Raw genomic sequence first — 24,219 nt, 5'->3', positions numbered from 1 at the left:
CGCTACGCATGACGCCTCAGGCCTCCGTGGGAAACCACGGGGGCCTTTTGTCGAACAGCCGGCTCAGTCGGCCTTTTCTTCAACCGGGGTAAGGTTGCGCATGAAGTCGCGGAAATCGCTGCCGAGTTCCGGCAAGGGAAGTCCGAGCTTTTCTGCGATGTAGAGCGTCATCAGATTGTTGTCGGCAGAGGTGTTGGTGGCTTCGATGTTGCCCAGCGACACCTGCCGGTCGAATGCGCCCACCGCCACCAGCGCCATGCGCAGCGCGACCACGACGTCGTAGTAATCGAGATTGCCGACCTTGCGGCCTGCCGCCTTCTCGTAGATTGCCACGGTTTCATCGCGCGTGGGCAGGCCTTCGAGACGGGTCACCCCGAAGCGGCGGCTGAACAGGTCGTCGAAATAGAGCCACCACGCCAGATCCAGCTCGCGGGGCCCGAGCGCCGCCAGCTCCCAATCGATCAGCGCGGCGACGCTGCCATCGGGCCGCCACATCACGTTCGATGGTGTCGGATCGCCCCACAGCACGCAGGTATCGGTGTTCTCGGGACGGTTTTCGAGCACCCACTGCATCGCGGTATCGACGATCGGCAGCTTGCGCCCCTGCCCGCGTGCTGCATGCCAGTCGACCAGATAGCCGAGATACTGCTCCAGACCGGGCGCGCCCCGGTCAGGGCGGTTGAGGAAGGTGAACCCGTCGCGCCAATCGACTTCGTGCAGCTTGGCCAGCGCGGTCAGCGCGTTGGTGAAATGGGCCATGCGCTCGGCCGGGCTGCGCTGCGTGAGCCAGCCTTCGACGTTGTAGTTCGGCCGCTGCGTCGCCGCCTGCCCCTCGACCCGGCCCATCACCAGAAACGGCGCGCCAAGGATCGAAGCATCGTCTTCCTTGCCCACCCAGGGCGGCACCGGCAGATCGCCTCGCGCGTCGAGCGCGGCCATCATGTTGGCCTGCAGCTTGAGGTCGCTTTCAAATACCACTTCGAAAGTCTGCGGCTGGCGGCGCACCACCAGTGTGCGGTGATGGTGCTGGCCGTCTTCGGTATAGTCTACATCGACAAAGAAGATCTCGGCCGAAAAGCCCGATCCCAGCACCACATCCATCGGCGCAACCGTCAGCCCCTGCCACGAAGGCTTGGTGCGGCCCAACCACGCGGTCAACCGATCATGGACCGTCTTTGCGTCCAGCTTGACCGACATCGTTCACCTTCTCCTGACAATTCGATTCCCCAAGACGACGCCACGCCTTTGCCATGACCTGTCTTCCGGAAGGAGCGCCAAAAATCCGTCTGTCGCCATGGTGACGCAATGGCTGGTTTGCGCATGTCCGCATTCCACCGAGTGGAGGGCTTGAAGTGACCGAGGAAGCAGATGTCGTCATCGTTGGCGCAGGGCACAACGGCATGGCCGCAGCGGGGTATCTGAGCCGCGCCGGAAAGCGCGTGATCGTGGTCGAACGCATGGCGAAAGTCGGCGGCATGACCAGTTCGGGCTACATGATCCCCGAAGCTCCGAGCCACCTCGTCACCCCTTGCGCGGTCGAGCTGCTGTTCGTGCGCGGCAGCGGGCTGATCGAGGAACTGGAACTTGAAAAGCATGGCCTGCGCTGGGTCGATCCCGATCCCACTTATGCCTATCTCGATCCCTCGGGCGCAAGCGTGTGCCTGTTCCGCGATCCCAAGCGCACCGCCGAGGACATGGGCCGACTCAACAAGCAGGACGGCAAGAACTACCTCAAGTTCCTTGAGCTGCTCAATGCGCTGATGGATATCGGCTTCCCGATCATGAAGTCGGAACCGGGCCGCCCGGACCTCCAGAACGCCGGAAAGCTGGGCCTCAGCCTGATCCGCAATGCCCGGCTCAAGAACGAATTGCAGATTCTGGCTGCGGGCACTGCCGACCAGATCGCCAGCGAATGGTTCGAACACCCCGCCAACGTCGCACTGCTTACCAACACCGCAGCAGGCGCAGGCCCGGTGGACGATGACGGCAACGGCGCTGCCTACATGATCCTTGCCGCGCTGCACCGGCTCGGCACGGGCAAGCCGATCGGCAGCCTGCAAAGCTTTGCCAATGCGCTGGCCAGCAGTGTTGAGGCATCGGGCGCGAAGATCATGCTCAATGCCCCCGTGGCCGAGATCATCATCGACGATGGCGCGGCGCGCGGCGTGCGGCTCGAAGATGGCCGCGTGATCAAGGCCAAGGCGGTCATCGCCAGTTGCGATCCGCGCACCGCCTTTGCCATGACCACGCCCGGCAAGGTCGAACGGCGCCTGCTCGAACGGATCAAGCACGCGCCGTCGAACCGCTCCAACGCCGCGCCGTTCCTCGCCAATGTGGCGCTGTCGAAGCCGCTCACGCTCAAGCGTCATCAGGACATGCGTCACGATGGGGCGGACCTGAACAAGGCGGTTGGCTATATCGGCACGCCCGAGCAGGTGCGCGAAAGCTTTGCCGCCGCGCGGCGCGGTGAAATTCCGAAGGAACACGCGATTTCGGTGACGCCGCTGTCCAACACCGACCCGTCGCAGGCAACGCCCGGCGGCGGCCTCGCTTATATCTATGTGCCAGCGATGGCAGTCGATGCGCGCGAAGGCTGGGGTCAGGAGATCAAGGACCGCACGATGCGCGATCTGATCGCGCAGATTTCGGAATACTACGATGGCTTCGATTCCGAAGTGGGCCGCTTCGTGGAAACCGCGCGCGACCGCGAGAAGCGCCTGAACGCCACCAACGGCTGCGTCACCCATATCGATTTCGGATCGCTCCGTGCTGGCCAGAACCGCCCGGCGACGGGGTTCGGCAGCCCCAAGCCCGCCGTGCCCGGCCTCTACATTGGTGGCGCCGGCGCACATCCGGGCGGCGGTATTTCCGGCCTTCCGGGGAAAATCGCCGCCAAGCGCATCTTGCGCACGATCAAGTGACGGGCAAGACCTCGGCCTGAGAAGCGACAACCTGCGCGGCCGGGCCCAGCAGCCCGGCCAGCAGCGTATCGGCGAATTCGGCGACGCGCTGCGGGACGGCCTCAGGCGTTGCCTCTTCGCCCACCCCAAGCGCTTCGAGCATCGGTGCTGAGGCGAAATAGAAGCCCACGCCTTGCACCAGCACGGCCATGAACGCGGACGAGGATATGTTGCGCATCGGGCGCGTGGCGAGCACCTCGGTGAACAGTGCATCGAGGCTCAGCTTGAACGGTTGGATGTAAAGCCCGACGAGATAATCGAGCCGCCAGGTGCTGCGCCGTCCTTCGGCATGGCTGATGCTTATGAAGCTGGGGTTTTCCGCCGCCCACCCGCAAAAGCGGTGTACGAGCAGCCGCAACCGGCTTTCGGGATCGAGATCGCTGCGGTCGAACACCGAGAACACTGGCTGGCCGAATTTTGCAACGCGCCAGTCCACGGCCTTGCGCCACAGGTCCGCCTTCGATCCGAAGCGCACGTTGAGCAGGTTGTGGCTGACCCCCAACCGCTTGGCCAGATCGCGCACCGTTGTGCCCTCGTAGCCTGATTCGGCAAAGCTTTCGAAGGCAAGGTGCAGCACCCGTTCTTCGGGCACGGCGCTGGCCGCATCGGCGGGCGGCCTGCCCCGCCGCCTGACGCCGGGCGCGTCCGCAGGATCGGCTTTGGTCATGTCAGCCTTGTTGACAATTAAATTGGCGCGTGTCAATTTGATCCCCGCTTGTGGAGAGTGATGCAGAAATTATGGCGAGTCCCTGGTGGAAAGTTGCGCTGAGCGAGGAGGTCACTGCGACCAAGCCGTTCGCGATCGATGTCGGCGATCAACCGGTGGTGTTGTGGCGTGATGCGCAAGGCATTGCCCGCGCTCTGGAAGACCGCTGCCCCCACCGCCGCGCCCCGCTTTCGCGCGGCTGTGTGCGGGAAAATGGATGGCTTCAGTGCGGCTATCATGGTTGGAGCTATGACGGCGAAACCGGCCGGCTCAAAGATATTCCGAATATGAAGGACGAACAGAAGTTTCCGCCGGTTTACAAGGCTGCGGCCTTCGCCGTGTCGGAAAGCGGCGGCTTCGTCTCGGTCAATCTCGATCAGAAGACCGCCCTGCCCGCGCCGGTTGTGCCGCAGGGCTTCGACCTGTGCGACACAGCCCACGTCGCACTGGGCCATGACCAGTGGATCAACGCGCTGTTCGATGATCCGGGCCTTGTCCTCAACATCCGGTCGGTGGAATTCACGCCCTACCTGATGTCCGACTTGCGTGAGGAAAACGGGTTGCTGGTGATGGAGCGGTTCTGCCTTTGGGGCAAACTGCACTGGCCGTCCTATGCCACCGCCGAATTTCCGATCACGTTCATCACCCGCACCGATCCGCAAACGGGCGAGACCGAAGCGGTCCTGCGCGATGACAGTTTCCGCACCCTGCTGACCGCGCAGCTTGCGCCGGTTCCGGCGGCGCGCGGTGTCACGCAAGTGCGCTGGCGCGCGCGCCTTGGCGATGAACTCAAGGGCAGCCACGCCGTGGGCCTTCGCCACAAAGGCTCGTTCGCGGTCCGCGACACGGTCGATGCCGCCGCATTGCGCGTATTGATTCCGTCGGCATCGCACCTTGCCGGCAAGCTGCGCGAAGACATCCTTTCCGCAGCGCCCGCTGCACCCTCATCCGTTTCGGCCGCCGCCTGATTTTCGCAGGAGATCCCCATGCTTGAAGTCGCCGATCGCTCCGTCTCAACCGATGCCGAGCACTTCGATTCGCCTGCCCCATCTGCGCCGAAGCGTGCGCCGGGCCTCTCGCTCAACGCCGTCAACAACTGGGTCCCGCACGATCTGGTGATGCGCGATTCGTGGTTCCCGCTCGCCCACGATCATGCCGTGGGCAAGACCCCGGTGCGCCGCGCGGTCTATTCGCAGCCGTTCTACATCTGGCGCGAAGACGGCAAGGTCGTCGCGTCTGAATTCCACCCGCTCGAAATCGTCACGCGGCCCAAGAGCCCCTATACCGATGCGCGGGGCCGCTATCCGGTGATGGAGCATTACGGCCTGATCTGGGGCTGGTTTGGCAATCCGCAGGCCGCAGATCCTGCCCACCTGCCGAGCCTGCCATTCTTGCCGCCCAAGGGCGGTTTGCCCAAGCACATGACCGCGACGATCCGCTTCGATTGCTCGGCCCCGATCAGCCTCGAAAACCTGATCGACCTGACACACGCAGATTTTCTCCACGCCGACGTGGTGGGCGATGAAAAGTCGGACAGCGAAGACGTCGAGGTGTTCTACGACAGCGAGACGATCACAATGGTCCGCACGCTGGTGAACAAGTCGGTCGCGCCGATCATGAAGTTCTTCAGCGGTATCCGCCAGCCCACGCAGAACGTGCGCCAGGTGATCCGCATCTACCTGCGCTCGCACTGCGCCATCGCCTATGGCCGGTTCTCGCCGGGAGACGATGTGCCGCTGTTCCATCCGTGCACGCCTGAATCGCGGGACCGCACGCGCATGGAAATGGTGATGAACACCTCGAACGCGGGCACCATGTTCCGCCATGTCATGCCCAAGGCCGGGTACAAGGTTTCGCGGCAGGACAGTTCGATGACTAACCCGCAAAGCCCGCGCTACATGGACCTGACCCCGCGCAAGGATCTCCATTCCAAGTTTGATCAGGCCGGGCAGCGTTACCGCCTGCTGATGATGGACCTTGCCGCGCGGCAGGACGCAGGCGATTTCGAATACCGTGACAACGTCAGCGCCGATTGCAGCGACATCATCGGGCTGCGCAAGGAACTGTTCCAGTTCTGATCGCTCGCCATGTGCCATCAACCGAGTGACCAATTATAGCGGATTTCCGCGTGCATCAGCCCTGCTAAACCATGGCTGATGCGGCGCTGCCGCCCTCACGCAAAGGCCCAACGCCCATGTCAAAGACCAACGCCGTCGGCGGCCCGCGCCGTTTCTGGGGCACGATGCCGGTTCTGCCCTCCGCGCAGCTGACCGAAACGTCGCGCTCGATGGAAGCGCTCGGCTTTGAAGGCGTATTCGTCCTCCAGATCTACGGCCCGCCGTTCGTGCCGCTGGCCGCCACCGCCACGGTTACCGAAACACTCAAGCTCGGCACTGGCATCGCGATTGCAGGCACGCGCAGCCCGGTGGAAACCGCCTATGCCGCGATGGATGTCGACCGGATCAGCGGAGGCCGCTTCGTGCTCGGCCTTGGCAGCAGCATCCCCTCGGCGGTCGAAGGCATGTACGGCATGCCCAAGGCCAAGCCGCTCGGCCACTTGCGCGAAACGGTCGATGTCGTGCGCTATATCATCGCCAATGCCCACAAGGGCCTCGACCCCTATAACGGCACCTACTTCAAGGCCGATTTCGAGGAGATGATGGTCACCGCGCCGCCAGTGCGCGAACGCATCCCGATCTGGATCGCGGCGTTGCAGGAAAAGATGACCGACCTTGCCATCGAAATCGGCGACGGCTTGATGGTCCACGCGCTGTGGTCGGCGGAATTCACCTCGAAAGTGCAGAAGCCGGTGATCGACGCGGCGCTCGCCAAACATGGCCGCAAGCGCGAGGATATCGAGATCAACGCCTGGCCGTGGATCGCGATCAATCCCGACAAGCAGGAAGCGATCAACGACGCGCGGGCCACGGTTGCCGCCTATTCGGGCTACAAGCAGTACGAACCGTTCTTCGAAAAGCAGGGCTTCGGCGATCAGGCACGCGCCTGCCAGCTGGCGCTCGGCGATCACGGCGATGTTTCATCGGTGGCGCACAATGTGCCCGACGAAATGGTGCTGGCATTCTGCGCCTGCGGTCCGGTCGAGGAAGTGCTCGAGCAGCTTGAGCCGTACTGGGACGTGGTCGATTCGCTCGCCCCGATGACCCCGTACCGCGACCTCTCGATGGAAAAGCTGATGTATTACTACGGCGGCTTGTTCCAGCTTGTGGCCGCGGCAAAGGCGCAATCCTGATCGCTCAGAAATAGATTTCCATGCGTCCGCCATCGACCAGCATGTACTGGCCGGTGATGTAGCTGGCGCGGGCCGAGCACAGGAACGCGCACAGGCCCGCCACTTCATCGGGATTGCCGAACCGCTTCATCGGAATGCGGTCGATCAACCCGGCCATGAACTGCTCGTAGGTCTGGTTCACCGCCTTGGCGCATTCGCGGAAGAATGCCTCGTATTGCGCGCCGGTATCGATGAAGCCGGGCGGCACGGTGTTCACGGTGATGCCGAACTCGGCCAGTTCATCGGCCAGACTACGGCTGAGGCCGAGCGCGGAAGGACGCAGCGTGTTCGCCAGCACGTAATCGAAGCCGAGAGTCGCGCGGCGGCCCGGCAAGCGGCCGTGGCCCGATCCGACCGTGACGATGCGGCCCCATTTGCGTGCCTTCATCGCGGGCGTCACCGCGCGGGCGAAGTGGGCGAAAGCCTTGACGACGTTGTCGAACGTGGTCTGGAAGTCCTCGTCGGCCATGTCCTGAAACCGCCCCGAGGGCGGACCTACCGGCGAGAAGATCGCGATGTCGGGCGCATCGAACAGTGCGGTGGCCTCTGCCACCATGCGCGGATAGCTGTCCATCTGCGTCAGGTCGGCGCTGACGCCCCCCGCCTCGCCTCCTGCGGCCTTGATCGCGGCCACGGTTTCGTCGATCCCGGCCTGTCCACGCGCGACCACCACCACACGGCAGCCGTTGCGCCCCAGCTCCTCGGCAATCGCCCGGCCGATGCCATGCGTGCCGCCGGTGACCAGTGCGACCTTTCCTGCAATTCCCAGATCCATGCCGCTCTCCCTTGGCGTTGTTATGGCAGGCAGAGGGCGTCCGATGGCCCCGCGTCGCACCTGCCATCGGTCAGGCGCAGGCGAAGGCAGCAGAGCGCACTTTTGCGGTCAATCAAGGGAGCGATGCTGCATGGAAACGACCGAAACCGCCGACAAGCTCGCTATCGCCGAGCAATTGGCCAACTATGCCCGCGCTATGGACCGGATCGACCATGACCTCGGCTATGCCGTATGGCACCCCGATGGCACCGCGCGCTACGGCACGATGTTCGAAGGCAAGGGCCGCGATTTCATCGACTGGGTTTGCGCCACCCATGCGCAGATGATTGCACACATGCACCGCGTCACCAATATCCTGATCGTTGTCGATGGCGACCGTGCCGCCAGCGAAGCCTATGTCCACGCCACGCTGCGTTTCGAGCAGGATGGCATCCTGCGGCAGGGCACGGCCCTGGGCCGTTACCTCGACCGCTGGTCGCGCCGCGAAGGCCGCTGGGCCATCGACCACCGCGAATACGTGCAGGACATCGACGAGGTCGTCGACGCCGGCCCGCCGCTGGTCGGCGCGTTTGGCGGCAGGCGCGACCGCGACGATCCCTCCTACGCGGTGTTTGCGGGGGCCTAACCCATCAACGCCCGCTGCGCCGCCACGCCTTCGCCCCAATTGTGAATCCGCGCCCAGAACTGCGTCCTAGTATGAGCGAAGTTGTGCATATGGGCCATGCGCGGGCAGATGTAGATCTGGATGTCGGTTGCGCTCTTGAACGCCTTGGGTTCGGCCCAGGGATCGGGGACCACATCGCGCTCGCCCACGCCGATGAACACCGGCACGCGGATCGATGCCGCTTCCAGCGCCACCGCGCCCGGCGCAACCATGGTGATGCCGCAGGCCGGCGTCGTGGCAGAGCGCCATTCGGGCAAGGGATCGGTCAGCCCGGCAGAGGCCTTCATGTCGAGCGACACGATATCGGCGGGCTGATCGTCATAGTGGAACGACCACTGGAAGGGGTGTTCGCCTGCTTGCGCGGCAGCCTGCAATGCCGCTGCGTCGCCGAGTTGCGGGCCGGTCGATGCCGCAAGCTGCGCCAGATTGTAGATCTTCGGTGCACCCGGTTTGGTCCGGCGTGAAACCCATGGCCATGCGGCTTCGGGCTGGCCGGGCCGTGTGGGCACGATGGTGTGGATGCCGCTGTAGCCGAGAACGCCCACGCCATCGAACGTCTCGTGATTGCCCTGCGCCACGATGGAGAAGCACCCGCCCATCGACTGGCCGATGCCAAGACAGGTGGCACCAGCGATGGCCGGCAAGCCTTCCGTCAGCGTACCGGCCGCGATGTGTTCCATCACGTGCCGAACAGTCGCATCGTTGCCGGCCGCGATTACATCGAGATCGAGCAACTCGTCAGGCGGGATGGTCGAATCCCCGAAACCGAGATGGTCGCAGGCGACGAAGATCCATCCGCGCGCGGTGTGGTATCCCGCCTCGCCCCCGCCCTGCGCGCCGGGCATGTCGAAGCTGTAATAGCGCCGGTTGTAGCCGCCACCGGGGAACGCGAAGCACACCACCGGCGGGTTGGCCAGCGCGCCGTCATCGGGCAGATAGACGGTCACGGCAGTGTGCGCAGCCATGCCGATGGCAATCGCATCGGTCACGTCCACGGTCAGTTCGACAGGTTCACGCAAGGAAAATCTCCGGCAGTTCAGGCGGTTGCAGGCGGGTATGTCGGCGTTGCGGCAAGGATCTGGGCATAGATTTCCGGCGAGAGCCACACATGCTCGACATAGTGGCCAAGTGTCCGCCGCTCGTCGGTGTAGATGAAGCGCATCATCTCACCCATCGCGCCCTTGAACACGATCGGGTGCTTGTCAAAGTCCAGCGATGCGACATGCGCGTCCCAGTTTTCCAGCGGCCCTTCGACCCGGAAGCACACATGGTGAAAGCGGATCGCCAGTTCATCCCCGCCCGGCAGGACATCGCTGAACAGCGGTGCGGTATCGCCGATCGGCTCGATCAGTTCGATCTCCACCCCGCCCACGCGGGCCAGCGCGATCTTGAGCTGCTCGCCATTTTCGTCCGACCCGGAATTGGCATTGGTGAAGACATAGAACCCCGGCGAATCGTATTCGCGGCGGAACGCCTCTATCGCGGCGTCCATGTCATTGGTGACATAGGCCACCTGGCTGTGCTGCGTATTGGGACGGGCAAACATCGTCTCGGTCCTTTCGCGGTCAGTTGGCGAAGAGCTTGCCGCCATCGATCACCAGCGTATCGCCGGTGTGATAGCGTGCCGCGTCGCTGGCGAGATAGACCGCCGCGCCTTCCAGATCCTCGGGCTGGCCGATGCGGCCGAGCGGAACGCGGGCCGAAACGCCCACCGCCATCATCGCGCCGATCTCGGGGTCGGCAAAGGTCATCTCGGTCTCGATGAAGCCGGGCGCGATGACGTTGCAGCGGATGCCATGCGGCCCCAGTTCCGCCGCCAGCGCCTTGGCCAGTGAATTGAGCCCGCCCTTGGCGATGCCATAATGCGCCAAGGTCGGCACGCCTTGGGCGATGGAGCCACTGCCGCAGATGATCAGTGAGCCGCCGGGATCGCCCGCAAGCGCACGGTCGACCATGTGTCTGGCCACCGCGCGCAGCGTGAACACCGCGCCATCGAGGTTGACGTCGATCAGTTCGCGGTAGGCCTTGCGGTCCATGTCGACGAACGGCACCTGCCGCGCGATCCCGGCATTGGCCACGGCAATGTCGATCCGGCCAAGTTCCGCCACCGCGCGGTCTACGCCTGCGACAATCGCCGCGTCATCGCAGACATCGACGCTTTCGGTGATGACGCGCACGCCATAGCTGCGCAGCTTTTCAGCGGCTTCCTCGTTCTTGTCGGCGCGGCGGCCCCAGATCACGATATCGGCACCGGCTTTGGCAAGGCCGCGCGCAAAGGCGAAACCCAGTCCTGAATTCGCGCCGGTGACCAGTGCCACCTTGCCCGAAAGATCGAACATGTTCGTGGTCAAAGCAGCCTCTCCTCTTGTTGTCATGCACCGGCAACTTGCCGCATCCCGGACCGCTGAACCAACCGCTATCGCGCGCGCATTTCAGCCAAAGCTATCGCCGGAGTGCCGGTCATTGCCAGACCGCCTGCCGGAACGCCTTGGGCGTCATCCCCGCAGCCTTGCGAAAGGCGGCCGAGAACGCCGCGGGGGTTTCGAAGCCGCAGCGCCAGGCGATTTCCTTGATCGGCGGGCGGGCCTGCACCAGCAGAGCCTTGGCCCGCGCAATGCGGCGCTCTGCGGCGTAAGTGGCAAGCGTCTGCCCGGTCGTGGCGCGGAACAGCCGGAAGAAGTGCCGCGTGCTGACCTCGCACAGCAGCGCGAGCTCGGCCACGCCCGGCAGCTTGCCAGGCTGCTCGATCGCCTCGTCGATCCGGCGCATCTGGACAGCGCTAAGGCGCGAAAGACTTTCGCCATCAACAGGTGCTGCCGCGCTGCGCTTGAAATAACGGTACAGTTCCACGCCGACTTGAGTCAGCAGTGCATCGGCCAGCAGAGCACTCCCGAAATCGGGACAGGCAATCTCGCGCGCCAGACGCGCCAGCGCATCGCGCACGTGCGGGCTGCGCACGTCAAGCGAGGCGTCGAGCGTGTGGCAATTGGCAATGAGATCATCATCGCCGCCGAGCAGCGTATCGAACCCGCAGCAGATAGACATCTGTTCGCCCTCGCCCCAGCGCGTTTCCAGATCCTGTCCGGCGGGGATGCAGATGATGTCGCCCATCGGCAGCGGCCCTTTGCCCGGCGCAGCGGTATAATGCCCCTGCGGCGCGCCCGGACGGCGTGAAAGCGCAAGGTCGAGGAACCCGCGGCCCGAGCGGAACACTCCGCTCTGCGGCCCGGTGAACCGGTAGTGGTGCAGTTCCACCGTCGCACGCGGCAGCACCAAGCGCCCCGCCACACGGCAATCCATGCCGCCGCTGTCGGGGACATCGTAAACCGCCGAAACACTGGACCCGGACATATTGGGCATGACCTTGTTTCTCCCGGTCAGGGCTGCTCTGACGGCGGCCTGACCATCCCGCTGCGACCAGGGGCCGCAGAGCCAACAGACCCCAACTCAGGTGGCGGAACGCCCCCCTTTGGATAGGCGAGAATTTCGAATCGGGGTTCATCCTCCCGCCCAAGCAGGCCGTAGCGTCCGCACGGAACAAGGCGCCGCCCAAGAATGGCGGGAACTTAAGGGATGAGATCAATGGGAATCGAGCAAAACAAGGCCGTCGTGCGCAGCTGGTTCGACGCTGTCAATCGCGGCGACGAAGCGGCGATCCTGGCGACCACCGCCGAAGATTTCAACTTCATGACCATGGCGCGCCAGCCCGAGTGGTTGCTCTACAACTGGAACCGCGACCAGTTCTCCAAGGTGCCCTCGACGATGTCGACGGTGCTGAAATCGCCCATCCAGCTGACCGTTCTGGACATGACTGCGGAAGGCGACCGGGTTGCGGTCGAGGCCGAGACCGACATGGAGATGCTCAACGGCCGCCGCTACAACAACGCCTATCATTTCGTGTTCAAGCTGCGCGACGGCAAGTTCACCGAAGTGCGCGAATACAGCTGCAGCTTCCTTGCGCAGAGCTGCTTCGGCGCGGTCACGCCCGATGATCCCGCCGCCTCGAAGATGGCAGACGCCTGACCCCCGATTACCCAGGAGAAGTGCGATGCAAACTGACGCCTTGGACCTGCTGCAGCGGACAATGGAAGCGCAGCTGGTGCGCTCCGAACATCCGGCCGATTTCCCCTACCTGCCGCCCGTCCCGTCAAGCCGCTACACCGATCCCGGCTTCGCCAAGCTGGAACATGACGGGCTGTGGATGCGCAACTGGCTGCTGGCCGGCCATGTTTCCGAACTGCCCGAAGCCGGGTCATATTTCCTGTTCCACCAGCTGGACCAGTCCGTCATCATTTCGCGCGCGAAGGACGGCGCGATCCGGGCCTTCCACAATTCGTGCAGGCATCGCGGTTCGGCGCTCCTGCTTGAACAGAAGGGCAAGGCGATGCGGTTCGTCTGCCCTTATCACGCTTGGGGTTATTCGCTGGAAGGCGAGCTGAAATCGGTTCCCGACCAGCATGATTTCACCTGCCTGAACAAGGCCGACAATAGCCTGAAGCCGGTGCGGTGCGAGGTCAACCGCGGCATGATCTTCATCAATTTCGATGAGAATGCCGGACCGCTCGATGATTTCCTGGCGCCGCAATCGGCGCAGAAGGAAGGCTATCCGATCGAGAACATGGTCGTCAAAGACCGGCTGCTCGTGGAAATGGACTGCAACTGGAAGCTGGCGCTGCACAACTTCCTCGAAATCTATCACGTCGCGACCGTCCACGCGAAGACGCTCGCCCCCTATCTCAATTCGCAAAGCTTCGTGATCGCGCTTTTCGCCAATGGCCACATGCGGTTTGCCACGCGCAAGAAGAAGGGCGATTCGATCTTCGACCAGCAGCTCTACAAGCCGGACAACGTGGCCGAGGTTTTCAGCGAGTGCACGATCGCGCTGCCGACTTTCCCCAACACCTTCTTCGCGCTCGACCCCGGCGGGTTCTCGCTGCAGAGCTTCTGGCCTGCAGGTCCTGACAAATCGATCATGGAAGTCCGCCTGATGGGCTGGGATGTCGACACCGAAGCCGACAAGCAGCACTGGCAGGCCATGAACGGCATTGTGCGCAACATTCTGTCGGAAGATCTGTGCCTGTTTCGCTCGATTCAGCGGTCATTGACCCAGGGCACGATTCCGCACCTGACCTTCGGCTATCAGGAGCGCGCTCTCTACTGGTTCGAGGAAGAAGTTGACCGCCGCATCGGTATCGATTCGATCCCCGAATCGCAGCGCGTCGCACAAGTGCTGGCAGGGCAGATGGTGCGCTGAACAGGGTTTTGGCTCCGGCAGCGTTACGCTTGCCGGAGCTGGACCTGCATCACGCCTCGACGATGGCGAGCGCGGCCTGCGGACAGGCTTCGGCGCCTTCGCGGGCACGGTCTTCAAGGCCTTCGGGCACGATTTCGTCGTCAACATAGACGATGCCGTTTTCGTCAAGCTTGTACACTTCAGGGCAGATTTCGGCGCAGACGCCATAGCCGCAGCATGCAGGCTTATCGATCACGACTTTCAAGCGGTTGGACATGGTTTTCTCCTCTCGGGCCGACGATTACATGTTGAACACATTTGGTTCAACCTGTATAAGACAGGCAATAGAATTTTTCGATAGATTCGATGGAGAGGATCATGCTTCAAAAAGCAACGTTCACGCTGGCTGACGGCGCGACACTCGATGATCTCGTCAAGCGCGACACGAACGAAGTCATGCTGCGGGTGATGAGTGACGAAGAGCTGTACAAGCTCGAGATGGAGCGCATCTTCGCCAAGACCTGGCTGCTCCTCGCGCACGATACCGAAATCCCCAAGGCCGGCGATTTCGTGGTGCGCGACATGGGCGAGGATCAGGTGATCGTGACCCGCGATCGCAACGACGAAATCCATGTTTCACTCAACGTCTGCCCGCATCGCGGCATGAAGGTGTGCACGGCCGAAGCCGGTAACGCCCACGCGCACCGCTGCATCTATCACGGCTGGGCGTTCCGTCCCGACGGCAGCTTCATCGGTGCGCCTGTTGAAAAGGAACAGATGCACGGCAACCGTCTGGGCAAGGACCAGCTCGGCCTCAAGAAGGCGCGCGTGCAGGTCTATGGCGGGTTGATCTTCGCCACCTGGGACATCGAAGGGCCTTCGTTCGACGAATATCTCGGCGATATGAAGTACTATCTCGACCAGCTGTTCTGTCGCACCGATTCCGGCCTCGAAATGCTCGGACCCCCGCAGCGCTTCGTGCTGCCGTGCAACTGGAAGATCCCCGGCGAACAGTCGGGTTCTGACGGCTTCCACACGCTCACGCTCCATCGCTCGCTGATGGAAGGCGGCGTGATGGGCGGCACGGCTGAATCGATCTATGATAACGCGCCGGGCATGTACGGCGTCGACGTCAGTTGCGAGCAGGGTCACTCTTTGCGCTGCCTCGAAGCGGCACAGACTTTCAAGATGTTCTCGGACATCAGCTTTGAAGGCAAGTCTGTCGAGGAACGCCTTGCGATGCTGCCCCCGCCGGGCATCACCAAGGAGCTGATTCCGCAGCTGTTCAAGAACCTGTCGGCCGATCAGGTCGAACAGCTCGCCACGATCCCGCCGCAGGTTGGCGGCCTGTTCCCCAACATCCTCGTCGCGTTCATCTTTGCGCCGCGCACGGATGGTGGCTCGTCGGGTGCGCTCGCGCTGCACACTTATGTGCCGCGCGGCCCGGACAAGGTGGAGTTCATCAACTTCATCTTCGCCGAAAAGGATGCGCCCGAGCAGGTCAAGCGGGACATGCTGCAGAACTCGATCCAGCAGACCGGCACCTCGGGCATCATCGAACAGGACGATGCCGACACCTGGCCGCAGATCATGCGCAATGCGCGCGGCGTGGTCAGCAAGGACATCACGCTCAAGTATCAGGCGCTCCACGGGCACGAACGTCCCGAAGGCTGGAAGGGTGGCGGCTTGCTCTACCCCGGCTTCACCAAGGACGACACCCAGTGGAACTGGTGGATGGCCTATTACAACCTGATGGCTGAAGCCTGATTTCCGACAGTCTTGAAAGAGGACGTATCATGGTAAATTATGCGACCGCGGCTGTCGAAAAGGCAGGCGTGATGCGGGGACTGGTCTCCACCAACCGGGTGCCGCTCGGATCTGAGATCTACAACCGCCTGCTTGAAACGCTCTATGACGAAGCCGCCGCTCTGGATGAACGCCGGTTCGACGACTGGGTGGCGATGCTGGAGGAAGACCTTCTCTACACCGCGCCCGTCCGGCTTACGCGCAATGGTCCCAACAAGGACCGCGACGTGATGCGCACGATGATGCATTTCGACGACAACTATTCGTCGATCCTGATGCGCACCGGGCGTCTTTCCAAGAGCGCATGGGCCGAAGACCCGCCCTCGCGCACCCGTCGCTTCGTCACCAACACCCGTGTTGCCGAATGCGAAACAGCCGGCGAATACGAAGTGTCGAGCTACCTTTACGTTGAGCGCAGCCGCTTCGATGTTGCGCACAACGAGACGCTCAGCGCCGAACGCCGCGACATCTGGCGTCTGGTCGGCGACGCCTACAAGCTTGCGCGCCGCGAGATCATCGTCGACCAGTCCACGCTGGGCATGTCGAATCTGGCGATCTTCCTCTAACGCCATGACCGCGACTGCACCCCATGTTGTCCCCCATGTCGTGGTAGTGGGCAGTGGCCTTGCAGGCTACGGCGTCCTGCGTGAGCTCAGAAAGCTTGCGCCGGACGCCCGCCTGACGCTCGTCACCCATGACGACGGGCACTTTTACTCCAAGCCCGCGCTGTCCACCGCGCTGGCCAAGGGCAAGGTCGCCGATACCCTGGTGACCACACCCGGCGAGAAGATGGCGGCGCAGCTCAAGCTCGATCTGCGGTGCGGACGCGAAGCCGAAGGCATCGATACCGGCGGCAAGGTGCTGCTGACCACCGGCGGCCCTGTCTTTTACGACAAGCTGGTGCTGGCACTTGGCGCGGACCCCGTCCGCCCACCGATCGCTGGCGACGCCGCACATCTGGCAATCGCGGTCAATTCACTCGATCATTACCGCGAATTCCGCGAGAAATTGCCCGACGGCGCGCGCGTGCTGATCATGGGTGCAGGGCTTGTCGGCACCGAATTTGCCAATGATCTTGTCACCAACGGCTACAAGCCGGTGGTGGTCGACATGCTCGGCCATCCACTGGCGCAACTTATACCCGCCGAAGTGGGTGACAAGGTCCGCGAGACTTTGGCAGGGCACGGCGTCGAATGGCACCTTGGCCGCAAGGTCGTTTCGCTCGACAAGCTGCCCGAGGGCGGCTTTCGCGGCACGCTTGACGATGGCACGCAGATCGCTGCCGATATCATCCTCTCGGCAGTGGGCCTGCGCCCCAACACCGACCTCGCGCGCGAGGCCGGGCTGGACGTTGGGCGCGGGATCAAGGTCGACCAGACCGGCCGCACCAGCGATCCGTCGATTTACGCCATCGGTGATTGCGCGGAATATCCGCATGGCCTTGCTGCCTATGTCACCCCGATCATGGCCGCGGCTCGCGCGATTGCGCCCAGCGTGCTCGGCACGCCCACGGACATCCGCTTCCCGACCCTGTCGGTGCAGGTAAAAACCACGACATACCCGATTGTGCTGCTTCCCAAGCCGGCCCAAGCCGAGGGACAGTGGGAACTGGCTGATGACACGGAATCGGGCCTGAAATATCTGTTTGTCGATAATGAAGGCGTGACGCGCGGCTATGTGCTGACCCGCGATCGCTGCCAGGAGAGAACCGAGTTGGACAGAATGTTGATCGAGCCGCTGCGCGAGAACGTTGCATGACCGGGTTGCTGCAAGACAAGGTGGCCATCGTCACCGGCGGCGCCAAGGGCCTTGGCCATGGCATTTCGCGTCGTATGGCCCGCGAAGGCTCGAACCTGCTGATTACCGGACGCGACGGTGCGGCAACCGAGCGCGTTGCCGCTGAAATCCGCGAAGAGTTTGGCGTTGGCGCAGTGGGCATTTCTGCTGACATGGCGGTGAAGGATCAGGTCACCGGCATGATCGACCGGGCCGTGGCCGAATTTGGCGGCCTGGATACACTGGTGCTCAACGCCTCCGCGCTGTCGCCCAACATTCTGCTCGAACACAAGACCGACGAGATGCTTGAGGACACCCTCAAGATCGGTACGTACGGCAGCTGGTGGGCGATGCGCGCAGCATTCCCGCACATGAAAGCGCGCGGCGGTGGCTCGATCGTCACGTTCTATTCGATCGACGCCCAGACCGGCGCGTGGCTGCACAGCGACTACAATATGAACAAGGGCGCGATCCTTGGCCTGACGCGCTCCGCCGCCGTCGAGTGGGGCCGCTACAACATTCGCACCAACGCGATTGCCCCCACCGGCATGGGCCAGGTCTTTGCCGAACTGGTCGACAAGGTGCCGGGCTTCCTCGACATGGCGACTGCCAGCAATCCGCTCAAGCGGGCAGGCGATCCCGAGAACGACATCGGCCCGGTGGTGGTTTTCCTCGCATCGGAAATGTCCCGTTTCGTGAACGGTGAACTGATCAACGTCGATGGCGGCCAGCACCTGCCGGGCTACGTCAGCGTGCCGCACAATCTGGCAGAACTGGAGGCAGGCGGGTGAAACTTCTCCCACAAGGCGAATGGGGCGGCACCGCCGTCGGTGAGCAATATGCCAGCGTTCAGAAGATTCTGGACGGCACCTTGCGCGCCATTCGCACTGTGGGCGCACGACGCCTGTCGATGCGTGACATCAGCGATGCCAGCGGCGTCTCGCGCGGCACGCTCTACCGCTATTTCGCTTCGAAAGAGGACGTACTGGCGGCGGTTTCGGAATATGTCTGTGCCAGCTTCGAGCAGGGCATCGCCGAAGTTGCCGACGCGAATCCTGATCCGATGGAGCGCTTCCGCGCGGTGATGCAGTTCTTTGCACACTTCACCATTGATCGCTCGCCAGACCGCATCTTTGAGGTCGAGCCGGCGTTCCACCTTGAATTCCTGCGCACCCATTTCCCCCGTCACAAAGCCGCCGTGCGTGAAGCGCTGGAGCCGACACTCGATTATCTCGAACGCAGGGTCGGCGAGCCGATCAACCGCGACACCCTGATCGAGACGCTGGTCAGGCTCCAGCTCAGCACGCTGGTCATACCGGCGGACGAGGCCTGGATGCGCAGCTGGAATGAATCGCCCGAACACATACTTCAATGGGCACTGCAGACTGTCGGCTAACCCGCCGAACCGAGAGAAAGGATAGACCTATGGCCACCGTTGCCAAACTTAACGTCAATGACGCGGGTGGCTTCGCGTCAAAGGAAGTCGCAGACGGCTTTGTCGAACTGGCAAAGAGCCTGCGCCCGCTGCTTCAAAGCGAAGCACCCGCAGGCGAAAAGCTGCGCGCGCCGACCCCGGCGGTGGACAAGGCGCTGAAAGAAAACGGTCTGTTGCAGTTGCTGGTGCCCAAGCGGCTCGGCGGCCACGGCCTCTCGCCCACCGATTTCTGCCGCGTGCAGATCGAGATCGCCAAGGGCGATCCTGCCGTCAGCTGGGTCATGCAGATCATCAACGGCACCAGCTGGATCACCAGCCTTGCGCCTGATGGCGTGCAGGATGCCGTGTTCGGCGACGGTCCGCAGCCGGTCTGCGGCGCCTACAATCCTCCGGGCAAGGCGCGCAAGGTCGATGGCGGCTGGATCATCAACGGCAAGTGGCCCTACATGTCCGGCTCGCGCCAGTCGACCTGGGCGCAGCAGGGCGTGGTGCTCGAGGACTACGACGGTCCCGTCGTTCCCGGCATCAACATGTGCTACCTGCCGATGGATTCGATGACCATCGTCGACAGCTGGTTCGTCTCGGGCATGCAGGGCACCGGGTCTGACACCGCGATTGCGGAAAACGTGTTCATCCCCGACGACCAGATGGTCCTGATGAGCGAACGCGCCGGACAGATCGACAATACCAAGCGTCACTTCGGAGATCCGTCCGATCTGCTTCCCGCCGTTCCGGTGGTGCGCACCACCGGCATTGCCCAGCTGATCGGCGCGGTCGAGGCGATGGTCGAAATCGTTGCCGCCGAAGCGCCCAAGAAGCCGGTGCTGACCACGTTCATCCCCACGCGCACCCAGTCGGGCGCGTATATGCGTGATCTTGGTGAAGCCGCCGCGATGGTCAACACCGCCAAGCTGATCCTGTTCGATCTCACCGCCAAGCTCGACCGCGTCGGTCTGGGCGAGGAGTTCACACTCGCGGAGAAGGCACAGCACCGCGCAGCCGGTTCACAGATGATCGAACTGGTCCACGGCGCCAGTGAATCGCTGATGTTTCAGGCAGGCTCGTCGGCCTTCGCGCTCGACAAGCCGATCAACCGCTACTGGCGCGACGTTTCCATGGCGACGCGCCACATCCAGAACATCCCGACCATCGGCTATGAAATCTATGGTCGCAACATGACCGGTGCTGACGGTATCTCGCCTCCCGGCGCATACTGAGCCGATAATCCTAACGGGCCGCCCGCGTTCCATGCGCGGGCGGCCTTTTTCTTTCAGGTCAGGAATTTCCGCTGATGAAAGCCGCAATCATCGCGCCCGATGGCAGCTTCACGCTTGCCGAACACGCAGCGCCGCAAGGCGCCGCAGGCGCACAGCTTATCACCGTCACCGCCGCCGGGATCGGCCCGACCGACCTGATGCGGGCGAAGGGATTTTTCTTTCCGGTGACCGGTCCATATGTCCCCGGCGGTGAAGGCGTCGGCACTCTGGCGGATGGCACGCGCGTCTACTTCGGCCACAGCATCGCACCCTTCGGTGCGATGGCAGAGCAGACGCTGGTCGCTGACGCCGAAGTCTGGCCCTTCCCCGCGCAACTGGCGGACGATCAGGTCATCGCGCTCGCCATTTCAGGCACCGGCGCGCTCATTCCGATGGAAGAGGCGCGCATTCAGGCGGCCGACAACGTTCTTATCCTTGGCGCCACTGGCCCGGTGGGGCAGATCGCGCTGCAACTCGCACGCGCGATGGGCGCAGGCCATGTCGTTGCGGCAGCACGCAGCGCTGACAAACTCGCCGCACTCAAGGCGCGCGGCTGGGCTGATGACACGGTGCAACTCGGCAATGGCGACGATGAAGCAGCGCTCAAGGCCGCGTCCAATGGCGGCTTCGATGTCGTGCTTGATGTGATCTACGGACCCCCGGCAGAGGCCGCAATGCGCGCCACCCGCCCCGGCGCACGGATGATGAGCATCGGCGTGCAGGCGGGCCAGACGGTCACGCTCTCGTTGCGCGATCTGGTGTTCCGCAGCCACATCGGCGTTGGCACAGGGCAGCGCCCCGCCGCCGAACGCCGCGCCGCATTCGACCGATTGATGACCATGGCCGCAAGTGGCGCGCTGGTTGTGGACACCGCCGTCTATCCGTTCGAACAGGCGGATCAGGCGTGGACCGCGCAAGCGGGCAGCCCGCATGCCAAGATCGTGATCCAGCGCTGATTGCGAATCCTGCCATACGCTGAACTACTCTGCCCCGCCGCGAAAGCGGGGGCCTCATGAGGTTGCGCACCAAGGCCTGAGGCCCCCGCCTTCGCGGGGGAGCAGAAATATAACGTTCCAGCGGAGCGCACTTTTCAGGCGATCGCGCCGACCGAACCCCCATCGACGCGCAAGGCCGCGCCGGTGATGTAGGACGCGCGTTCCGATACTAGGAAGCACGCGGCGTCGGCCAGTTCTTCCACCCGGCCCATCCGCGCCAAGGGAATGCTCGCCCGCCACACTTCAGCGATCACCCGGGCCTCGCGCGCGGACCCGGTTTCGGTAAAGCCATGCGCAGCAGCGCTCTTGTCGATCGAAGCCTGCGTATTGGGCGTCAACACCGGGCCGGAAACCAGCGTATTCACCAGCACGCCGCTATCGCCCAGTTCGGCGGACAATGATGCGGTCATCGAATGCAGCGCCAGCTTGGCCGCCGCATATTCGGGATGGTTGACCATCGCGCGATAGGCCGCTCCGCTGCTCACGTTCAGCACGCGCCCCCAGCCTCGCAGGCGCATCGAGGGCACCAAAGCCTGAATCAGTTGCACGGCGTAAAACGTCGAGGTCTGGAACTGGCGCTGCCACGCGTCCGCCGGGCCATCGAACCATCGGTGCGAATCCGACGCCGCGCCGGCGCAATTGATCAGGATATCGACCGGACCGGTGGCCAGTGCGGCATGCGCCAAAGCGGCAACGTCCGCAGGATCATCCAGCGAGGCGAGCAGCACGCCAGCATTGCCACCCGCCGCCACAATCGCGTCGCATACCCCCTGTGCGCTCTCGCGGTTGCGACCGTGGACGAGCACCTCCACGCCCTCGCGCGCCAGGGCGGCAGCAATCGCTGCGCCGATCCCGCTGCTCGATCCGGCAATCAGCGCGCGCCGCCCGGAAATGCCAAGGTCCATCAGGCTTGTCCTTTTACCAGCGGTGCCGCCATTGCGAGCCGCGCAGACGCCGCCGCAACACCTGCTGGCGTTCCTCGGGCCTCACCACCGGGGTGTCGGCCGGAAGGTGATCGCGCACGCTGGCCGCATCGACAATCGTCAGGGTCGGCACCGGCCCATAGTTCGCCTGCGTCCAGCGCAGCATCAGCGATCCGGTCAGGTGGCCACCGGGATCGAGCCAGTTGGGCACGCCCGGATCTTCCAGCGCAATCACCGCGCGGAACATCCCGTCGCTGTCCAGCTTGGCTTGGGCGGCGTTAAGGCTGCTCTGGCGGTTGAACCATTCGATCGAGTTCCACAGCGGATCGTTGAGCTGGATGTTCCAGTACCGCACCGTCTCGGGCACATCGGTTTCAAGGATCATCGCCTGTCCGGGTTCGAGCGCGAAGATGCCCTGATAGTAGTGCTGGCCCGATAGCCCGCCGCGCCCGGCCCAGTCGTCATGCTCCAGCCGGTTGACCACGCCTTGCGCGCGCTGCCTTGCGCCATAACCCATGGCGAAACCGACATAACGTTCGACAAAGCCCGAAAGCGCGGTCAGCCGTCGTGCAATTTCCGCCGCATCAAGCCGAACCGGGCCGATTGGCCGGTCCACGCGCTCGATCGCGATCCTGGCTTCTTCTTCCGCGCCCCAGTTGTAGTAGGCGCGGCGCACCGCGATGTTGCAGGCGCGCGGGTCCAGTTTCACCCAGTCGCCGGTGTGGCCTTCGGGCCTTTCCGCGCTGATCAGGATGTCGAAGCTTCCGTCCGGCCCCAATGTGCATTCATCGAGATCGATGAAGCCGACCGACGGCCCGAACGCATCGAGCACGCCGATCGAGCCTGCGTTGATATCGAATAGCACGAACACGCCGCCGCCGCGTTTGCCGCTCAGTCGGTAGGCTCCGTCACCGCGGATCGAGGCCGAGCCATAGATGAAGTCGGGATTGACCCCGACGCTGTTCATCACATTGCTGACCGCGCAGGTGAACTCGGGGTGATCGGGATCGACGAAGGTGCTCTGAAAACCTGCCGCCAGCGCCATGAACATCAGGCGATAGGCTTCCTGCCGCGCCAGCGGATCGGTGGGGTCCGCCAACAGGTCGAGCACGCCCTCGGCCTTGGCCAGAAGTCCGAGGTAATCGGACCACTGCGGCAGGGCTGCGGCCTCAGACGAAGTCACGGTATGTCTCCGTATAGCGGGCAAACCGATTGCGCACGGTCTGTTCGTCCAGTCCGAACTCCTCAAGGCTGTAGCTGCGCTTGCCGTGCTTGTCGGCGGGGTTCTCCGCCAGCCATTGCAGCACGCTGGCCGCGCCCTCGTCCGACAGCTCCCGCCCGAACTGGGCATAGGCCTTGCGAATTGTGCCCACCGGATCGGTGATCAGGTCCTTGAAGCGCATGTCGTGGATCGGCAGGTCCGGGTTGGCGGCGCGATAGTTCATCATCGCCTCGATTCCGTCCGACCACAGGTTCAGGAATTCCTGGCCGATCTTGTCCTTGCCCGGCTCGTCATAAGCGGGGCTGCGGATCACGTACATCAGCTGCGATATCGACGCGACGACCTGCGTGGGATCACGGTGCGGCTGAATGAATATCGCGTCGGGATACACCGTCCGCAATTCGCGCATCTTGTACATGTGCTCCTGAATCTTGAGGACCCAGTGCTTGCGCGGGTTCTTCCAGCTGAGCTGTTGCAGCCACATCTTGTGCACTTCATAGCGGAAGGTGGCGTCAACGCCCTGAAACCATTCGTAGAAGCGCGGCAGATTCTGCAGCATGCACACGTTGCTGCTCTGGAACGAACTGGTCATGAACGATCCGCATTCCTGCGGGATCATCGCGCCGAGCGGATGGCCTTTGAGCAATTCCTTGGGATCGCCGCCGAACGATTCCCACAGATAGGCATCGTATTTCGCAATGCGAGGATCGGTCTTTTCGGTGGCGCGTTCGGGCGGGGGCGAAGGGTAGGCAATTTCCCACTGCAGTGGCGCGCGCACATCAGGGTCTTCATTCAGCAGCGCGTGCAGCACGCTGGTGCCGCAGCGCGGCAGGCCGACGATGAACAGCGGTTCACGGATTTCCACGTCGGCTATTTCGGGATAGCGCGCGCGGTCGTCGGCAATCTGCTTCAACCGGCCCAGATCGTCATGGATGCCGAACAGCAGCCGGGCACGCCCATTGGCATTGAGATCGGTCATCTCAGCGCCCGAACGCAGCAGCATCTCCAGCCCCGGCCGCACGTTCTCGCGCAAGTATTCGGGCAGTGGGTATTGATCGAGCAGCGCGTCTGCGTTCAGCTTCGAGATGTCGGTTTCAGCCAGCGTGGCCATGAAGTCAGATCCTTTTTGCGTCGCGCGAAGGGTGCCCCGCCCCGGCGAGAGCAAAACCTATCGCACGA

The 24,219-nt window shown here is 63.4% G+C and carries 25 protein-coding genes; 14 read left to right on the top strand and 11 right to left on the bottom strand.

Annotation, left to right across the window (positions count from 1 at the left end; genetic code table 11):
- Positions 1-63 precede the first annotated feature (63 nt).
- Positions 64-1,197 (bottom strand): phosphotransferase family protein, encoded by a 1,134-nt coding sequence (locus RM192_RS16915; RefSeq protein WP_311508809.1) that lies wholly within the window; start codon positions 1,195-1,197, stop codon positions 64-66.
- Positions 1,198-1,352: 155 nt separating this feature from the next.
- Between RM192_RS16915 and RM192_RS16910 the strand changes: the two genes are divergently transcribed.
- The gene (locus tag RM192_RS16910; protein ID WP_311508808.1) at positions 1,353-2,921 is read left to right on the top strand and encodes an NAD(P)/FAD-dependent oxidoreductase; all 1,569 of its coding nucleotides are present in this window, start codon (positions 1,353-1,355) and stop codon (positions 2,919-2,921) included.
- Here RM192_RS16910 and RM192_RS16905 read toward each other — a convergent pair.
- The gene (locus tag RM192_RS16905; protein WP_311508807.1) at positions 2,914-3,627 is read right to left on the bottom strand and encodes a TetR/AcrR family transcriptional regulator; all 714 of its coding nucleotides are present in this window, start codon (positions 3,625-3,627) and stop codon (positions 2,914-2,916) included. The genes RM192_RS16910 and RM192_RS16905 overlap by 8 nt on opposite strands.
- 71 nt (positions 3,628-3,698) lie before the next feature.
- Between RM192_RS16905 and RM192_RS16900 the strand changes: the two genes are divergently transcribed.
- The 3 genes from RM192_RS16900 to RM192_RS16890 all read left to right on the top strand — a co-directional run bounded on the left by RM192_RS16900 (position 3,699) and on the right by RM192_RS16890 (position 6,916).
- Complete coding sequence (locus RM192_RS16900; RefSeq protein ID WP_311508806.1) at positions 3,699-4,634, top strand: Rieske (2Fe-2S) protein; 936 nt, start codon at positions 3,699-3,701, stop codon at positions 4,632-4,634.
- Between the two features lie 18 nt (positions 4,635-4,652).
- Positions 4,653-5,744: an oxygenase gene (locus tag RM192_RS16895; RefSeq protein WP_311508804.1), complete on the top strand. Its 1,092-nt coding sequence runs from the start codon at positions 4,653-4,655 to the stop codon at positions 5,742-5,744.
- Positions 5,745-5,860: 116 nt separating this feature from the next.
- Complete coding sequence (locus tag RM192_RS16890; protein WP_311508803.1) at positions 5,861-6,916, top strand: LLM class flavin-dependent oxidoreductase; 1,056 nt, start codon at positions 5,861-5,863, stop codon at positions 6,914-6,916.
- A 4-nt stretch (positions 6,917-6,920) separates the two neighbouring features.
- On the opposite strand, the gene RM192_RS16885 is transcribed toward RM192_RS16890, so the two are convergent.
- Positions 6,921-7,730 carry an SDR family oxidoreductase gene (locus RM192_RS16885; RefSeq protein WP_311508802.1) on the bottom strand — a complete coding sequence of 270 codons (810 nt, stop codon included), beginning with the start codon at positions 7,728-7,730 and terminating at the stop codon, positions 6,921-6,923.
- Between the two features lie 130 nt (positions 7,731-7,860).
- On the opposite strand from RM192_RS16885, the gene RM192_RS16880 reads away from it, so the two are divergent.
- Complete coding sequence (locus RM192_RS16880) at positions 7,861-8,355, top strand: nuclear transport factor 2 family protein (RefSeq protein WP_311508801.1); 495 nt, start codon at positions 7,861-7,863, stop codon at positions 8,353-8,355.
- Here RM192_RS16880 and RM192_RS16875 read toward each other — a convergent pair.
- The 4 genes from RM192_RS16875 to RM192_RS16860 all read right to left on the bottom strand — a co-directional run bounded on the left by RM192_RS16875 (position 8,352) and on the right by RM192_RS16860 (position 11,754).
- Positions 8,352-9,413: a hypothetical protein gene (locus RM192_RS16875; protein ID WP_311508800.1), complete on the bottom strand. Its 1,062-nt coding sequence runs from the start codon at positions 9,411-9,413 to the stop codon at positions 8,352-8,354. The two genes, RM192_RS16880 and RM192_RS16875, sit on opposite strands and share 4 nt — an antisense overlap.
- A 17-nt stretch (positions 9,414-9,430) precedes the next feature.
- Complete coding sequence (locus RM192_RS16870; protein WP_311508799.1) at positions 9,431-9,940, bottom strand: VOC family protein; 510 nt, start codon at positions 9,938-9,940, stop codon at positions 9,431-9,433.
- 19 nt (positions 9,941-9,959) lie between these two features.
- Complete coding sequence (locus RM192_RS16865; RefSeq protein ID WP_311508798.1) at positions 9,960-10,745, bottom strand: SDR family oxidoreductase; 786 nt, start codon at positions 10,743-10,745, stop codon at positions 9,960-9,962.
- Between the two features lie 109 nt (positions 10,746-10,854).
- Entirely contained in the window at positions 10,855-11,754 is a 900-nt protein-coding gene (locus RM192_RS16860; RefSeq protein WP_311508797.1) for an AraC family transcriptional regulator, read from the bottom strand.
- A gap of 222 nt (positions 11,755-11,976) precedes the next feature.
- On the opposite strand from RM192_RS16860, the gene RM192_RS16855 reads away from it, so the two are divergent.
- Both RM192_RS16855 and RM192_RS16850 read left to right on the top strand, forming a co-directional pair.
- On the top strand, positions 11,977-12,417 hold the full coding sequence (locus RM192_RS16855; protein WP_311508796.1) for a nuclear transport factor 2 family protein: 441 nt from the start codon (positions 11,977-11,979) through the stop codon (positions 12,415-12,417).
- 25 nt (positions 12,418-12,442) lie between these two features.
- Complete coding sequence (locus RM192_RS16850; RefSeq protein ID WP_311508795.1) at positions 12,443-13,648, top strand: aromatic ring-hydroxylating dioxygenase subunit alpha; 1,206 nt, start codon at positions 12,443-12,445, stop codon at positions 13,646-13,648.
- A 49-nt stretch (positions 13,649-13,697) separates the two neighbouring features.
- On the opposite strand, the gene RM192_RS16845 is transcribed toward RM192_RS16850, so the two are convergent.
- A complete protein-coding gene (locus tag RM192_RS16845) occupies positions 13,698-13,904 on the bottom strand; it encodes a ferredoxin (RefSeq protein ID WP_311508794.1) in 207 nt (68 codons plus the stop codon).
- Between the two features lie 101 nt (positions 13,905-14,005).
- On the opposite strand from RM192_RS16845, the gene RM192_RS16840 reads away from it, so the two are divergent.
- From RM192_RS16840 to RM192_RS16810, 7 genes are all read left to right on the top strand, one after another.
- Positions 14,006-15,394, top strand: coding sequence for an aromatic ring-hydroxylating dioxygenase subunit alpha (locus RM192_RS16840; protein WP_311508793.1), 1,389 nt, complete (start codon positions 14,006-14,008; stop codon positions 15,392-15,394).
- A gap of 29 nt (positions 15,395-15,423) precedes the next feature.
- Entirely contained in the window at positions 15,424-15,999 is a 576-nt protein-coding gene (locus RM192_RS16835) for a 3-phenylpropionate/cinnamic acid dioxygenase subunit beta (RefSeq protein WP_311508792.1), read from the top strand.
- A gap of 4 nt (positions 16,000-16,003) precedes the next feature.
- Positions 16,004-17,191: an FAD-dependent oxidoreductase gene (locus tag RM192_RS16830; RefSeq protein WP_311508791.1), complete on the top strand. Its 1,188-nt coding sequence runs from the start codon at positions 16,004-16,006 to the stop codon at positions 17,189-17,191.
- Positions 17,188-18,000: an SDR family oxidoreductase gene (locus RM192_RS16825; RefSeq protein ID WP_311508790.1), complete on the top strand. Its 813-nt coding sequence runs from the start codon at positions 17,188-17,190 to the stop codon at positions 17,998-18,000. The genes RM192_RS16830 and RM192_RS16825 overlap by 4 nt, the downstream gene beginning before the upstream one ends.
- On the top strand, positions 17,997-18,605 hold the full coding sequence (locus RM192_RS16820; RefSeq protein WP_311508789.1) for a TetR/AcrR family transcriptional regulator: 609 nt from the start codon (positions 17,997-17,999) through the stop codon (positions 18,603-18,605). The genes RM192_RS16825 and RM192_RS16820 overlap by 4 nt, the downstream gene beginning before the upstream one ends.
- A gap of 29 nt (positions 18,606-18,634) precedes the next feature.
- On the top strand, positions 18,635-19,861 hold the full coding sequence (locus tag RM192_RS16815) for an acyl-CoA dehydrogenase family protein (protein WP_311508788.1): 1,227 nt from the start codon (positions 18,635-18,637) through the stop codon (positions 19,859-19,861).
- 74 nt (positions 19,862-19,935) lie between these two features.
- A complete protein-coding gene (locus tag RM192_RS16810) occupies positions 19,936-20,856 on the top strand; it encodes a zinc-binding dehydrogenase (protein WP_311508787.1) in 921 nt (306 codons plus the stop codon).
- Positions 20,857-20,990: 134 nt separating this feature from the next.
- Here the strand turns inward: RM192_RS16810 and RM192_RS16805 are convergent, their stop codons facing one another.
- Genes RM192_RS16805 through RM192_RS16795 form a run of 3 tightly spaced genes read right to left on the bottom strand, consistent with a single transcriptional unit; the run spans position 20,991 to position 24,151 of the window.
- The gene (locus RM192_RS16805) at positions 20,991-21,800 is read right to left on the bottom strand and encodes an SDR family oxidoreductase (RefSeq protein ID WP_311508786.1); all 810 of its coding nucleotides are present in this window, start codon (positions 21,798-21,800) and stop codon (positions 20,991-20,993) included.
- 13 nt (positions 21,801-21,813) lie between these two features.
- Positions 21,814-23,001, bottom strand: a complete 1,188-nt coding sequence (locus tag RM192_RS16800; protein WP_311508785.1) for a DUF1214 domain-containing protein — start codon at positions 22,999-23,001, stop codon at positions 21,814-21,816.
- Entirely contained in the window at positions 22,988-24,151 is a 1,164-nt protein-coding gene (locus tag RM192_RS16795; protein ID WP_311508784.1) for a sulfotransferase, read from the bottom strand. Before RM192_RS16795 ends, RM192_RS16800 begins: the two co-directional genes overlap by 14 nt.
- Positions 24,152-24,219 lie beyond the last annotated feature (68 nt).

The sequence above is a fragment of the Novosphingobium sp. MMS21-SN21R genome, assembly GCF_031846015.1.
Lineage (GTDB): Bacteria > Pseudomonadota > Alphaproteobacteria > Sphingomonadales > Sphingomonadaceae > Novosphingobium.
Note: the sequence above shows the minus strand (reverse complement) of the source record. Positions and strands in the feature narration are given on the sequence as shown.

What these genes read in the sequence shown, in the direction of transcription:
- RM192_RS16880 (WP_311508801.1), top strand. Translation starts at nt 7,861, where the DNA reads ATGGAAACGACCGAAACCGCCGACAAGCTCGCTATCGCCGAGCAATTG.
- RM192_RS16860 (WP_311508797.1), bottom strand. Translation starts at nt 11,754, where the DNA reads ATGCCCAATATGTCCGGGTCCAGTGTTTCGGCGGTTTACGATGTCCCC.
- RM192_RS16895 (WP_311508804.1), top strand. Translation starts at nt 4,653, where the DNA reads ATGCTTGAAGTCGCCGATCGCTCCGTCTCAACCGATGCCGAGCACTTC.
- RM192_RS16810 (WP_311508787.1), top strand. Translation starts at nt 19,936, where the DNA reads ATGAAAGCCGCAATCATCGCGCCCGATGGCAGCTTCACGCTTGCCGAA.
- RM192_RS16850 (WP_311508795.1), top strand. Translation starts at nt 12,443, where the DNA reads ATGCAAACTGACGCCTTGGACCTGCTGCAGCGGACAATGGAAGCGCAG.
- RM192_RS16840 (WP_311508793.1), top strand. Translation starts at nt 14,006, where the DNA reads ATGCTTCAAAAAGCAACGTTCACGCTGGCTGACGGCGCGACACTCGAT.
- RM192_RS16830 (WP_311508791.1), top strand. Translation starts at nt 16,004, where the DNA reads ATGACCGCGACTGCACCCCATGTTGTCCCCCATGTCGTGGTAGTGGGC.
- RM192_RS16795 (WP_311508784.1), bottom strand. Translation starts at nt 24,151, where the DNA reads ATGGCCACGCTGGCTGAAACCGACATCTCGAAGCTGAACGCAGACGCG.
- RM192_RS16845 (WP_311508794.1), bottom strand. Translation starts at nt 13,904, where the DNA reads ATGTCCAACCGCTTGAAAGTCGTGATCGATAAGCCTGCATGCTGCGGC.
- RM192_RS16825 (WP_311508790.1), top strand. Translation starts at nt 17,188, where the DNA reads ATGACCGGGTTGCTGCAAGACAAGGTGGCCATCGTCACCGGCGGCGCC.
- RM192_RS16870 (WP_311508799.1), bottom strand. Translation starts at nt 9,940, where the DNA reads ATGTTTGCCCGTCCCAATACGCAGCACAGCCAGGTGGCCTATGTCACC.
- RM192_RS16905 (WP_311508807.1), bottom strand. Translation starts at nt 3,627, where the DNA reads ATGACCAAAGCCGATCCTGCGGACGCGCCCGGCGTCAGGCGGCGGGGC.
- RM192_RS16885 (WP_311508802.1), bottom strand. Translation starts at nt 7,730, where the DNA reads ATGGATCTGGGAATTGCAGGAAAGGTCGCACTGGTCACCGGCGGCACG.
- RM192_RS16915 (WP_311508809.1), bottom strand. Translation starts at nt 1,197, where the DNA reads ATGTCGGTCAAGCTGGACGCAAAGACGGTCCATGATCGGTTGACCGCG.
- RM192_RS16900 (WP_311508806.1), top strand. Translation starts at nt 3,699, where the DNA reads ATGGCGAGTCCCTGGTGGAAAGTTGCGCTGAGCGAGGAGGTCACTGCG.
- RM192_RS16890 (WP_311508803.1), top strand. Translation starts at nt 5,861, where the DNA reads ATGTCAAAGACCAACGCCGTCGGCGGCCCGCGCCGTTTCTGGGGCACG.
- RM192_RS16805 (WP_311508786.1), bottom strand. Translation starts at nt 21,800, where the DNA reads ATGGACCTTGGCATTTCCGGGCGGCGCGCGCTGATTGCCGGATCGAGC.
- RM192_RS16815 (WP_311508788.1), top strand. Translation starts at nt 18,635, where the DNA reads ATGGCCACCGTTGCCAAACTTAACGTCAATGACGCGGGTGGCTTCGCG.
- RM192_RS16855 (WP_311508796.1), top strand. Translation starts at nt 11,977, where the DNA reads ATGGGAATCGAGCAAAACAAGGCCGTCGTGCGCAGCTGGTTCGACGCT.
- RM192_RS16835 (WP_311508792.1), top strand. Translation starts at nt 15,424, where the DNA reads ATGGTAAATTATGCGACCGCGGCTGTCGAAAAGGCAGGCGTGATGCGG.